The following is a 12,900-nucleotide window of genomic DNA, read 5'->3' on the forward strand; positions in this document are numbered from 1 at the left end:
TTTTTACTGCGACAGCGGCCATCCCGACGAGAACAAGCTTCAAGCCAGCGGCCTGAGGCGATTTTCTGTTTGGCGCAGCCCTGCCGCCCACACAGGACATATCGACATGATTGCCTACCTCATTCTGGTTCATCGCTATCCCGGTCAGTTCAAGCGCCTGTTCAAGGCGATTTACCACGACAGCAACCACTACCTGATCCACGTGGACAAGCGCTCGGGCCCGGATCTGCAGCAGGAGATAGCCCGCTTTCTGGCCGATTACCCCAACGCCACCCTGCTCCCCAGCAAGAATGCGCTCTGGGGCGGTTACAGCCTGGTGGATGCGGAGCTGCGCGGCATAGCGGCGCTGCTGGAGCAAAACAAGGAGTGGGAGTTCTTCATCAATCTGAGCGCCCAGGACTTCCCGCTGCGCTCCCAGCACGACATTCACGACTTCCTGCGCGATCACAAGGGCAAAGATTTCCTCAAGGTCGCGGATCAGCGCCAGCACAGACCGGACACCCTGCACCGCATCGATCACTATGTGACCGAAACCGCGACTGAGCTGGTGTGCGAGCCGGTGAAGACCCGTCCCTATCTGGCGGGTGTGACCCCCTACATTGGCAATCAGTGGATGATCCTGAGCCGGGCCTTCTGCGAATTCGTCAGCCACAGCCCGGAGGTCGATCGTTTCAAGGATTTCTACCGCCACACTCTGATCGCCGACGAGGGCTTCTTCCAGACGGTGATCATGAACACCAGCTATCAGGGCCAGATAGTCAACGATGACAAGCGAGCCATCGACTGGATCCCCATGGGTGACATCAAGCTGCGCCCGCGCGACTACACGGTGCACGACGCCGAGGCCCTGCAGCAAAGCGAGCACCTGTTCGCCCGCAAGTTTGACGAGACCATAGACAGCGACATCCTGGATATCCTGGAGCGCGCCATGAGATGCCCCCTCGACACACCCGTCATCCGGCAGGCTGCGTTGGTATGACCATGCGATTCACCCGGACACTTACCGACGCAATCCGCCTCCGGGATGATTGCGACTTGGGCACAAGCTGGTAGGCTCAAGCCCGGATGACACCGATGGAGAGTTCAAGATGAAACACACCAATATTCTGTTGCTGGGCATCACGGCCCTGACCCTGCTGAGCGGTTGCGAACGCGGGGCCACCACCTTGAGCGTGACCGGCGGCGATCCCGTCACCTATCAGTGTGAGCAGGGCAAGAAGGTGCAGGTGAGTTACTTCGCCCTCTCCGACCAGAGCCTGAACTTCGTCAAGCTGGCACTGCCCGATGGCAAGGATTACACCCTGCCGCAGACGGTCTCCGCCTCCGGCGCCCGTTATACCGATGAGCATGAGGCCGTCTGGTGGAGCAAGGGGGAGGAAGGATTCGTCGAGATGCGCGACAAGGATGGCGAGTGGCAGAGCGTCTACAACGACTGCAAGCAGCAATAATGAGAAATCCCGGCCTGGCCGGGATTTTTGTTATTTGACCCCGCCATCGAAGCGACTCACTGCACGCACCCGTATGGCGTGGAGCTTCTGCTCATACACCCGATAGCGCGTCTGGGTGAAATCGGTCCAGAACGACGTTGCGCCATCCTCCGGCATGGTTGCCGGCCTGCTGCCATCACAAGTCGAGACCGTTTGAGCATCATAAAAAAAGCCAACCCGGTCGGGTTGGCTCAGCATGCAACGAAGGGCCTGATTCAGCCGCGCTTGTCGCTCACCACCAGCCAGAGCGCATGGACCATGCCGGGCAGGCCGCCGAGCAGGGTCAGCACTATGTTGATGAAAAAGTGCAGGCTGAAGCCTACCTGGATAAAGGCGCACACGGGGGGCAGAAAAATGGCCAGCAAGATCTTGAGCAGATTGTTCATCTCGCACTTCCTCGTCAAAGATGTTTCACGGTTCGGGATGGGCTCACCATAAACAGCCTTGGCCTCAACTGCAAACGAAACAAAGGGCCGTTCACGGCTGAGAGAAACAGGGGATCCGCGTCTCCTGCTGCTTGCGCCAGGCCTTGAGGTCATGAATCACCTGATTGCTGCTGCCGCGCCAGAGCAGACCGGGATCCGCCAGCCCCTTCTCGAACTTGCCATCCACCAGCACATCCAGCAAGGCCACCAGCTCGCACTGAGCCGGCGAGAGCTCGCCAAGCAGATAACCGGTCCAGCACCAGATGTCCTTGCCGGGGCACTCGGCCCGCACCCGTTTCACCAGTGCCAGCACCTGGGGCACGTTGGCGGGATGGAGCGGATCGCCGCCGGAGAGCGACAGACCTCGCCGCTTGATGCGCGTGTCGTTGAGATCGCCAATGATGCGATCGCTCATCGCCTCATCAAACGGCTTGCCGCCATCGAGCCGCCAGGTGCTCTGGTTGTAGCACCCCGGGCACTGGTGCTCGCAGCCCGACACAAACAGGGTGGCACGGGTGCCGGGCCCGTTGATCACATCGACCGGGTAGTATTGGTGGTAGTGCATCTCGTCTCTCCTCAACCCGTCATGGGCCGGGTTCGCCAATAAAAATGGCTCCCTCATCATCGGGAGCCATCTCGCCGCTCAGCCGCCCGGCTTACATATGCTTGACCCGGCGTTTCACCTCTTCCTGCTTGCCCGCGTTGAAGGGGCGCGCATCCGGGCTGCCGAGGTAACCGCACACCCGACGGGTCACCGATACCTTGGCCGGATCGTGATTGCCGCAGCGCGGGCAGGTGAAGCCCTTGGAGGTGCACTCGAACTCGCCGGTGAAGCCGCAGTCGTAGCACTCGTCGATGGGGGTGTTGGTGCCGTAGTAGGGCACCTTGTCATAGCTGTAGTCCCAGACGTTCTCCAGCGCTTCCAGGTTGTGCTGAATATTGGGGTACTCGCCGTAGCAGATGAAGCCACCGCTGGCGATGGGCGGATAGGGCGCCTCGAAATCCAGCTTGTCGTACGGGTTCACCTGCTTCTCCACGTCGAGGTGGAAGCTGTTGGTGTAGTAACCCTTGTCGGTCACCCCGGCCACCACGCCAAACTCCTTGGCGTCGATGCGGCAGAAACGGGTGCAGAGGTTTTCGCTCGGGGTGGAGTAGAGGCTGAAGCCGTAGCCTGTCTCCTCTTTCCACTCGTCGGTCGCCGCCTTGAGCCGCGCTATGATGGCGATGGCCTTCTGGCGCAGGGTGTCGCTGTCGAACAGATGGACATCGGTGCCAAACAGGGCGTTGATGGTCTCGTGCACCCCTATGTAGCCGAGCGAAATGGAGGCGCGGCCGTGCTTGAAGATCTCGCTGACGTTGTCGTCGGCCTTGAGCCGCACCCCGCAGGCCCCTTCCATGTAAAGGATGGGGGCAACCCGCGCCTTGACACCGTCGAGCCGCTCGATGCGATACATGAGCGCCGTCTTGGCCACTCTCAAGGCGGCATCCAGCTTGTCCCAGAAATCCGCCTCGTCGCGGGATTTCAGGGCGATGCGCGGCAGGTTGAGGCTCACCACCCCTATGTTGTTGCGCCCCTCGTGGACGAGCTCGCCATTCTCCTCATAAGCCCCGAGGAAGGAGCGACAGCCCATGGGGGTCTTGAAGGAGCCGGTCACCTTGACCACCTGGTCGTAGTTGAGGATGTCCGGATACATGCGCTTGGAGGCACACTCCAGCGCCAGCTGCTTGATGTCGTAGTTGGGATCGCCCTGCTTGTGGTTGAGGCCATCCTTGATGGCGAACACCAGTTTCGGGAACACGGCGGTCTTCCTGTTCTTGCCGAGGCCGGCGATGCGGTTGCTGAGGATGGCCCCCTGGATCATGCGGGACTCCCAGCTGTCGCCAAGGCCGAAGCCGAAGGTGACGAAGGGGGTCTGGCCGTTGGCGGTGTGCAGGGTATTGACCTCGTACTCCAGCGACTGGAAGGCGTCGTAACACTCCTTCTCGGTGCGGGCCATGGCGTAGGCGTCCACATCGCTGATGCCCCACTCCTCGGCCACTTCCCTGTGTTTCTGCCAGCTGATGGTCACATAGGGGGCCAGCACCTCGTCGATGCGGTTGATGGTGGTGCCGCCATAGATGTGGCTCGCCACCTGGGCGATGATCTGGGCGGTCACGGCGGTGGCCGTGCTGATGGATTTGGGGGTGTCTATCTCCGCATTGCCCATCTTGAAGCCGTGGGTCAGCATCCCCTTCAGGTCGATCAGCATGCAGTTGAACATGGGGAAGAAGGGAGAGTAGTCGAGATCGTGGAAGTGCAGATCACCGCTCTCGTGGGCCTGCACCACGTCGCGGGGCAGCATGTGGCTGGTGGCGTAGTGCTTGGCGACGATGCCCGCCAGCAGGTCGCGCTGGGTCGGGATCACCTTGGAATCCTTGTTGGCGTTCTCGTTGAGCAGGGCCGCGTTGGTCTGCTCCACCAGGCCACGGATCTCCTGAGCCAACCGGCCGCGGGCCTCGCGAGCCTGATCCCGGTCGTGACGGTATTCGATATAGGCACGGGCGATGGCCTTGTCGTCGGAAGCCATCAGGTGGTTCTCGACCCGGTTCTGGATCTCGTGGATATCCACCTCGCCACGCCCTTCCAGCTCCTGAGTGACGGCGGCGGCAACGCGCTCACCCAGGGTCGGATTGGCCTGACTGACCGCCTCTGCCGCTCGGCCCACTGCCTCGGCAATCAGCTGGGCATTGAATGGTGCGCGACATCCATCACGTTTGATCACAACCGGTTTCATGCGTTTTCCCCGTTTAAAAGGCCAGGCTATCGCCTTCGGCTTACCCTTGTTTGGTGCCCTTCTCCACGCCTCGTCCTGGGCGCAAATAAATTCAGCCGAGGCTTGACAAGCCAGGGCTGACGATGAGAAGAGAACAGCTTGTACACAGCTTAATAACACAACATATAGGTGTTTTATATGAATGCGTCCCTATATGTGGTGTCTATTAGGCACCAAAGCGCGGCCTCATTTCTTGATCCAGAACAGGTTTTGAGGCGAGTGGCGCAGTTCCCGACCAGTGAAAAACAGCCCCATACAAGGCCATTCCCAAGCCTGGTGCGGGCTGGCGTTCGACGGGGCCGTGACAGAAAAAAATCCCCTCCTGCGACAGTGGCTGACGAGGGCACGTCTGGCGCAAAACAGGCATAATAAGTGGAATATCATTGCTATCGACGGGACCCCACATGGCCAAGACCCTGCTACTGCTGCTGTGCCTCCTGCCCTGCCGGTTGTGGGCGGCCGAGATCCTGGTGATCAGCAGCTATCACCCCGAATACCTGTGGGATCAGAGCTACAACGCCAGCCTGCAAGCCCATCTGAGCGGCAAGAATCACATCAGCCACTTCTACATGGACACCAAGCGCCACCCCAATGGCGATTTCGACAAGATTGCCGAACAGGCGCTGGCCTTCTACCAGCAGGTCAAGCCAGATCTGGTGGTGCTCGGCGACGACAACGCCATCAACTATCTGGCCAACGAGATTGCCTCCCTCGGCACTCCCGTGGTGTTTCTCGGCATGAACGAGAACCCGCGCCACAAGGGGCTGGTCGGTCACCCCAAGATCACGGGCGTGCTTGAACGCCCCCTGCTCAAACGCAACATCAGCGAGATGAGCCAGCTGATGGGCGGCATCGAGAAGGCGCTGGTGCTGTTTGATTCAAGCAACGTGGCGCTCACCGCCATCGAGGACGAGTTCAAGACCCAGACCGATCTGCGGGTCGGCCAGACCCGGGTCAACAGTCAGCTCATAGGTGACTACAGCCTGTGGCAGGAGGCGGTGCTCAACGCCAAAAAAAATGGCTACGAAGCCATCTTTATCGGCCTCTACCACACGCTGGTGGACGATGATGGCAAGCACGTGAGCGAACAGACTGTGCTGGAGTGGACCAGCGCCCACAGCCCTGTGCCGCTGTTCTGCTTCTGGGAGTTCACCGTGGGCCCGGGCAAGGCCATCGGCGGCCTGGTGCTGGATGGGCGCGATCAGGGGGCGAAAGCGGCCGAGCTGGTCAACGCCATACTGGCGGGGGCCCAGCCCAAAACCCTGGCACCGCGCGCCGCCCTGCGCGGCGAATATGTGTTCAGCAAGCAGGAGCTGGCCCGCTGGCAGCTCACCCTGCCCGACAAGTGGCGCTACAAGATCCTCTGGCGTGAGTGATTCACCACCCAAAAACAAAGAGAGAACCCGGCCAGGCCGGGTTCTCTCTTATCGGGTTGCGCTGCGAGCAAGCTGGGCGGGGGCGACTCAGCCTTGCAACGCCTGTTGCAGCTCTTCTTCGGTCCAGATGGTGATGCCGAGCTCCTGCGCCTTGGTCAGCTTGGAGCCGGCCGCTTCCCCCGCCACCAGCACATCCGTCTTGGCCGACACAGATCCCGCCACCTTGGCCCCCAACGCCTGCAGCGCCGCCTTGGCGTCGTTGCGTGACAGCTGGGTGAGGGTGCCGGTCAGCACGAAGGTCTTGCCGGCAAAGGGCTGCTCTGCCGCTTCTTTCTTCTCGATGGCCGGCCAGTGGATACCGGCCGCCAGCAGGGCTTCCAGCACCTCCACATTGTGAGGTTGACGCAGGAAGTAGTAGACGTGCTTGGCCACCACATCCCCCACATCGGCTACCTCGAGCAGCTGCTCCACCGAGGCGGCGCGCAGGGCCTCCAGGGTGAGGAAGTGGTTGGCGAGGTTGAGCGCAGTCGCCTCTCCCACCTCGCGAATGCCCAGCGCAAACAGGAAGCGCGGCAGGGTAGTGCTGCGCGCCGCATCGATGGCCGCCACCAGATTGAGCGCTGACTTCGGCCCCATTCGCTCCAGCCCGGCCAGCTGGATGGCGGTGAGGCTGAACAGATCGGCCGGGGTCTTCACCAGCCCCTTGTCCACCAGCTGCTCGACTATCTTGTCACCCAGGCCGTCCACGTCCATGGCGCGCCGCGCGGCGAAGTGCTTGATCGCCTCCTTGCGCTGCGCCTCGCAGAACAGACCGCCGGAGCAGCGGGTCACCACCTCCCCCTCCAGCCGCTCCACCGCGGAGCCACAGACAGGACACTGGGTGGGGAAGAGGATCTCGCGGGCATCAACGGGGCGCTGCGCCTCCACCACGGCGACTATCTGCGGGATCACGTCCCCGGCCCGGCGCACTATCACTGTATCGCCGATCATGACGCCAAGGCGCTCAATCTCGTCGGCATTGTGCAGGGTGGCGTTGGAGACGGTCACGCCGCCGACGAACACGGGTTTGAGCTTGGCGACAGGGGTCACGGCGCCGGTGCGGCCGACCTGAAACTCGACGTTCTCCAGCAGTGTCATCTCCTCCTGGGCCGGGAACTTGTGGGCCGTGGCCCAGCGCGGTGCCCGCGCCACGAAACCCAGCTCTTCCTGCAGGGGGATGGCATCGACCTTGTAGACCACGCCGTCGATCTCGTAGGCCAGCTCGCCACGGCGGGTCAGGATGTCATCGTGGAAGGCCTGACAACCGGCCGCCCCCTCCTTGAGTTTCACCTCCTGACTCATGGGCAGGCCCCACGCCTTGAGTTGGCACAGGCGACCAAAGTGGGAATCCCCCAGCTGATCGCCGCCCACCCCGACGCCATAGGCATAGAAGTTCAAGGGCCGGCTGGCGGTGATGCGCGAATCGAGCTGGCGCAGGCTGCCTGCAGCGGCGTTGCGCGGGTTGACGAACACCTTCTCCCCTGCCGCCAGCGCCCTGGCGTTCATCGCCTCGAAGCCGGCCTTGGGCATGAAGACCTCACCCCTCACCTCCAAGCGGGCGGGCCAGCCCGTGCCCCGCAGGACGAGCGGGATCGCCTTGATGGTGCGCACGTTCTCGGTGATCTCCTCACCCGTGGTGCCATCGCCCCGGGTGGCAGCCTGCACCAGCTGGCCATCCACATAGAGCAGGCTCACCGCCAGACCGTCCAGCTTGGGCTCGCAACAGAAGGTGAAGCTTATCTCCCGCTTCAGGCGATCCCTCATCCGCTGCTCGAACGCCTGCAGCTCCTCGCTGCTGAATACGTTGTCCAGACTCAGCATGGGGATCTCGTGGCGCACCTGTTTGAAGGCGGTCAGCGGCTGACCTCCGACCCGCACGCTGGGGGAGGCGGAGGTCTTCAGCTCGGGATGGTCGGCTTCCAGCGCGATCAGTTCGCGCATCAGCCGATCGTATTCGGCGTCCGGCACGGTCGGCTCGTCCAGCACATAGTACTGATGACCGTATTCAATCAGCAGCTCACACAGTTGACGGTGGCGGGAGAGGGTTTCGCTCATGGAGAAGTCTCGGACTGTGGTTGGAATAATAAGTTAACCGCACAAACAAAAATGCGGCACCTGGGTACCGCACTCTTGATGTACTCGACCCGCATGGAGTCTTAGTCGCGACTGGCCTCGTAGGCAGCCAGTTCGTGCCGGTAACGGGCTATGGTCTCGTCGCTCAGCGGGCTGCGATCCATGTCAGTCAGCATGGCATCCAGATCGCTGGCCAGCTGGTCGGCAGCCTGCAGCATGTGCTCGAAGGCAAAGGCGGCATTGCTGCGCAGCGGCAACTGCATGAACAGGGAGACACCCGGGGTGTCGAACTGTTCCATCCGGTAGGGATTGAAGGTGCCCGGCTTGACCATGTTGATCATGGAGAAGAGCACTTCACCCTTGCCGTTGAGATCCTCGTGGCGATGGAAGATGTCCATCTCGCCAAACTTGAAGCCCAACGCCATCAGCGAGGCCAGCAGGGTGGCCCCTTGCAAATCGTGACCGGGGCGCGCCATCAGGTTGATGACATAGACATCCTGCCAGATCTTCTCGACCGGCGGGGTATCGAGCAGCGACTCGCGGACGGGCTCTTCATACACGGGCTCCTCGTAGGCAGGCTCGGGGACTGCATAACGGGCCTGCTTGTATTCGGGGGCCGGCGCCTGAACCGGTTCACGCACACCGAATGTCGGGGCTGTGGCATAAGCCGGTTCGACCAGGGGTTCATCATCCAGCGGTTGCAGCAGCGGCTCGCGCTGGGGACGGGAACGGTGTACCGGGGTACGACGGATCACCTGGGCAGGCTTGCGCACCGGCGCGGCAGGCGCTTCCTCTGCTGTCTCGGCCAGGGGCTCCTCGAACTCCTCCTCGTCCTGCGGGGCAACCGAGCGAGCGGCAGGCTTGCGCACCACGGGCGGTGGCAGCTCGGCGTCATCATCCTCATCATCGAAGGCGGGGACGGGCGCACGACGGCTGACATCCGGCTGGCGAGCCTCGTCACTGTGGAGCTTGGGCTCGGCACGACGGCTGCCGCTGACCACACGCACCTGACCTATGCCATCGCTGTCGAAGGCGTCATTGTCACGAGTCCGTGATTTGGATTCCATCCGGCCCAGAGGTTTCTCTTTGATCGGTGCCTGACGATTCTTTCTGTTGCTCCACAACCCGTGAATGAGCAATGCCGCAATAGCAATACCGCCCAGGGCAACCAAGATGTAACGCAATTCCTGCATTAGCTGCTTCTCTTTCTAGTTTTGCTCAGCCAAAGCGACGGCTTCACCGATATCGACCGACACAATGCGAGAAACCCCGGGCTCTTGCATCGTGACGCCAACCAGCTGCTCAGCCATCTCCATGGAGACCTTATTATGACTGATGTAAACGAACTGTACTGTGCTCGACATCTCTTTGACAAGAGAACAGAAGCGACCGACGTTCACTTCATCGAGCGGTGCATCCACCTCATCCAGCAGACAAAATGGTGCTGGGTTGAGTCTGAAGATGGCAAAAACCAGCGCAAGTGCGGTTAACGCCTTCTCCCCCCCGGAAAGCAGGGCAATGGTAGCATTCTTCTTACCCGGAGGTCTTGCCATGATGCTCACTCCGGCCTCCAAAAGATCATCCGAGGTCAGCTCAAGCCAGGCACTGCCCCCCCCAAACACTTTTGGAAAGAGGGATTTTAAATCTTCGTTGACCTTATCGAAAGTGTCTCGGAAGCGTATTTGTGTTTCTTTATCAATTCTTTTAATGGCTTGGCTCAAGGTTTCCAGCGCCTGTTCCAGATCCTGGCACTGGTTTTCCAGGTAGCTTGAACGGGTTTTCGCCTCTTCATACTCCTCCAGCGCCGCCAGGTTGATGGCACCAAGCGCCTCCACCTGAGCCTCCAGCGTCTGGATCTCCTGGCGCAATTTGCCGCGATCGGCGGCGATCAGCACCGCCTGATCGAGATCCACCAGCCGCACACCCAGCTCTTCGAACTGCTCGTGCAGCCCTTGCCGGCGGGTCAGGTTGCGCTCGCGCTCCAATCTGAGCTGGGCCAGCTTCTCCTGCAGGGTCACCAGCTGCTTGTGATCGGCGCTGCGGGCCTGCTCCAGCTCGGTCAGCTGGCGCTCCAACTCTGCCAGCCGTTGATGGCAGGCAAGTTGCAGCGCCTCAAGGTTGCGCTGCTCGGCCAGCAGGGGCGACAGATCCTGACCCGGCACAGCTCCCGGCGCCTTGAGTTCGGCCAATTCCAGTCCGAGCCTGGCCAGCTCCTGCTCACGCAGCGTGATGAGCTGGCGCTGATTCTGCAGCTCCAGCTGCAAACGCTGGCAGCCGGCCTGCTGCTGCTCCCGGCGCAGGCGAGCCTCTTCCACCGCCCGCTCGGCACTGCTGACTCGCTCCTGGGCAAGTTGCAGCGCCTGAGCCAGCGGCTCGCCCTGCTCCTGCAGTTCGCCGAGCCGCGCTTCATCGAGCTCGAGCTGCTGCAGGGCCACGGCCAGTCGCTGCGCCTCCTCGGCCTGCTCCTGGTCGAGCCTGATCAGCTCTTCGCCAAGCTGGCCGAGCCGCTGTAGTCGCTCCTGGCGCTGGCCCTGTTGCAGGCTCCAGGCTTCGCGCAGTTGTTGCCATCTTTGCTCCTGCTCGCGCACTGTGCGCTGGGCCAGCTCATGGGCACTGTGCAGCCGGGCACGCTCGGCATCGGCCGCGCTCAGTTGATCATCCAACCGACCAAGCACCTGCCGGCCAGCCGTCAGCTCTGTGTGTAACCGCTCACGTTCACCGAGCAGCGCCAGGGTGCCGAGCGCCCCCCCCTGCCCCAGATCGGCCCAGTTGGGACCCAACCAGTCTCCCGCCGGGGTCAGTACCGACTCACCGGCTGCAAGGCTCGACTGGCGGGCCAATGCCGCCTCCCTGCTCTCCGCCAGCCAGATGGCGTTGAGAAAGGCGGGGATGTGATCGCCCTCGAGCCGGGCCGCCAGGGTACCGGCAACCGCGGGCAGGGCCGGGCCAATCCAGAGTCCGCTCTGCTCAAGGTTGCACTCGTCCCCTGGCTGGGCGGTGAGCCAGCGTCCCAGCACCTTGTCCAGCGCCTGGGCCCACTCGGGCGCCACCTGCAGCCGATCCGCCAGGGTGGCGCCCACCATCTGCTCCCCAAGAATTTGGTCAAGCGTGGTGAGGCGGGCCTCAAGTTCCCGCAGCAGACCACTCTGCTGGCCCTGCTCTGACTTGCACTCTTCATGGCGAGCCACGCTGGCCTGCCACTGTTCATCGAGCTCGGCGAGCCGGGCGCGGGAGAGCGCCAGCTCGGCCGTCAGGGCATCGAGCCCGGGTTGCAGGCTCTCCCCTTCCCCGCCGAGGGGGCCGGCCTGTTCATCCTCCAGCTTGAGGCGGGCCAGCCGGGTCTTGGCCTGCAGCTCCTGCAGACCGTTCACCTGTGCCCGGGTCTGGTTGAGCCGCCCCTGCAACTGGCCGAGCTGCTGCTGCCACTGCTGCTGCCGCTGCCGGGCCTGCTCCAGCTGCTCGCCGGCAGCCAGGCGCGCCCCCTGCTGGTCGGTGAGCAACTGCTCACACTGTTCGAGGCGCGCCGACTCAACCTCCTCTCTGAGAATGCCGTCGCTCAGCTGCTCCTGCTGGCTGGCCAACTGGGCCTTGATCGCCTCGATACGCTCGCCGAGCGCCTGACGCCGGGCCTGCCAGTCGCGGCCAAGCTCGGTCTGGTGCAGTTGCTGTTGTTCGAGGCGGGCGATGGCCTGACCACCGAGAAAAATCTGCTGCTGGCGGCTCGCCTGCTCCGCCTGGGCCTCCTGGCGGGCCACCGACAGGGTGACGTGACGCCCCTCGTCGGCGGTGCGCTTGGCATCCAGCGCCGCCAATGCCTGCTCGGCCTGGGCCAGCTCGGCCTTGGCCTCGCCGAGGCGGGTCTCCAGCGCCCACAGCTCGGAACCGATGAGCTCGGCCCTGGCGGCACGACTGCGGCCCTTGAGCTGCTTGTAACGCTCGGCGGTTTCGGCCTGGGCTTTCAAATGCTCGAGGCGCGATCCCAGCTCGCCGCGAATGTCGCCGAGCCGCTCCAGGTTCTCCTGGGTATGGCGGATGCGCTGCTCGGTTTCCCGGCGCCGCTCCTTGTAGCGGGAAACACCGGCGGCCTCTTCCATAAAGAGCTTGAGATCGGCGGGGCGTGACTCCACCAGCCGGCTGACGGTGCCCTGCTCTATGATGGCGTAGCTGCGCGGGCCCAGGCCTGTGCCGAGGAAGAGGTCGGTGACATCCTTACGGCGGCACTTCTGGCCGTTGATCTGGTAATGGTTGGAGCCGTCGCGCAGCACCTCGCGGCGCACCGAAATTTCGGTAAAGCGGCCAAATTCACCGGGGACCCGGTTGTGGGGGTTGTCGAACACCAGCTCCACCGAGGCGCGGCCGTGGGGGCTGCGGTTGATGGAGCCGTTGAAGATGACGTCCGTCATGTTCTCGCCGCGCAGATGGCGGGCAGAGCTCTCCCCCAGCACCCAGCGCACGGCGTCGATGACGTTGGACTTGCCGCAGCCATTGGGCCCCACCACGGCTGTCATGTCGGCCGAGAACTCGATGCGGGTCGGCTCGACAAACGACTTGAAACCGGCGAGTTTGATCAATTTCAGACGCATGGGAGCCTATGTGGGTAACGAAATAAAGAGGAGGCGGGCAGGCGACTTTACCAAATCCAAACCTTGTTTGTAATATGCTGGCAGTTTCCCATGAACAGATGGAG

The 12,900-nt window shown here is 62.5% G+C and carries 10 protein-coding genes; 3 read left to right on the plus strand and 7 right to left on the minus strand.

Annotated features, from left to right (window positions below):
- Window positions 1-106: 106 nt before the first annotated feature.
- Window positions 107-979: a beta-1,6-N-acetylglucosaminyltransferase gene (locus tag CK910_RS22160; RefSeq protein ID WP_098984734.1), complete on the plus strand. Its 873-nt coding sequence runs from the start codon at window positions 107-109 to the stop codon at window positions 977-979.
- A gap of 109 nt (window positions 980-1,088) precedes the next feature.
- Window positions 1,089-1,448, plus strand: a complete 360-nt coding sequence (locus tag CK910_RS22165) for an MliC family protein (protein WP_098984735.1) — start codon at window positions 1,089-1,091, stop codon at window positions 1,446-1,448.
- Between the two features lie 30 nt (window positions 1,449-1,478).
- On the opposite strand, the gene CK910_RS23955 is transcribed toward CK910_RS22165, so the two are convergent.
- The 4 genes from CK910_RS23955 to nrdD all read right to left on the minus strand — a co-directional run bounded on the left by CK910_RS23955 (window position 1,479) and on the right by nrdD (window position 4,686).
- A complete protein-coding gene (locus tag CK910_RS23955) occupies window positions 1,479-1,685 on the minus strand; it encodes a hypothetical protein (protein ID WP_157774668.1) in 207 nt (68 codons plus the stop codon).
- Between the two features lie 17 nt (window positions 1,686-1,702).
- Window positions 1,703-1,873 (minus strand): YqaE/Pmp3 family membrane protein, encoded by a 171-nt coding sequence (locus CK910_RS22170; protein ID WP_042867241.1) that lies wholly within the window; start codon window positions 1,871-1,873, stop codon window positions 1,703-1,705.
- 91 nt (window positions 1,874-1,964) lie between these two features.
- Window positions 1,965-2,477, minus strand: coding sequence for an anaerobic ribonucleoside-triphosphate reductase-activating protein (gene nrdG, locus CK910_RS22175; protein WP_098984736.1), 513 nt, complete (start codon window positions 2,475-2,477; stop codon window positions 1,965-1,967).
- Between the two features lie 91 nt (window positions 2,478-2,568).
- Window positions 2,569-4,686: an anaerobic ribonucleoside-triphosphate reductase gene (nrdD, locus tag CK910_RS22180; RefSeq protein WP_098984737.1), complete on the minus strand. Its 2,118-nt coding sequence runs from the start codon at window positions 4,684-4,686 to the stop codon at window positions 2,569-2,571.
- Window positions 4,687-5,129: 443 nt separating this feature from the next.
- On the opposite strand from nrdD, the gene CK910_RS22185 reads away from it, so the two are divergent.
- On the plus strand, window positions 5,130-6,101 hold the full coding sequence (locus CK910_RS22185; RefSeq protein WP_098984738.1) for an ABC transporter substrate-binding protein: 972 nt from the start codon (window positions 5,130-5,132) through the stop codon (window positions 6,099-6,101).
- An 87-nt stretch (window positions 6,102-6,188) separates the two neighbouring features.
- Here CK910_RS22185 and ligA read toward each other — a convergent pair whose 3' ends face one another.
- The 3 genes from ligA to CK910_RS22200 form a co-directional block, all read right to left on the minus strand.
- Entirely contained in the window at window positions 6,189-8,195 is a 2,007-nt protein-coding gene (ligA, locus tag CK910_RS22190) for an NAD-dependent DNA ligase LigA (RefSeq protein WP_098984739.1), read from the minus strand.
- A gap of 101 nt (window positions 8,196-8,296) precedes the next feature.
- Entirely contained in the window at window positions 8,297-9,406 is a 1,110-nt protein-coding gene (gene zipA, locus CK910_RS22195; RefSeq protein WP_098984740.1) for a cell division protein ZipA, read from the minus strand.
- 15 nt (window positions 9,407-9,421) lie between these two features.
- On the minus strand, window positions 9,422-12,796 hold the full coding sequence (locus CK910_RS22200) for an AAA family ATPase (RefSeq protein WP_098984741.1): 3,375 nt from the start codon (window positions 12,794-12,796) through the stop codon (window positions 9,422-9,424).
- Window positions 12,797-12,900: the final 104 nt, after the last annotated feature.

Source organism: Aeromonas sp. CA23, from assembly GCF_002587065.1.
GTDB lineage: Bacteria > Pseudomonadota > Gammaproteobacteria > Enterobacterales > Aeromonadaceae > Aeromonas > Aeromonas bestiarum.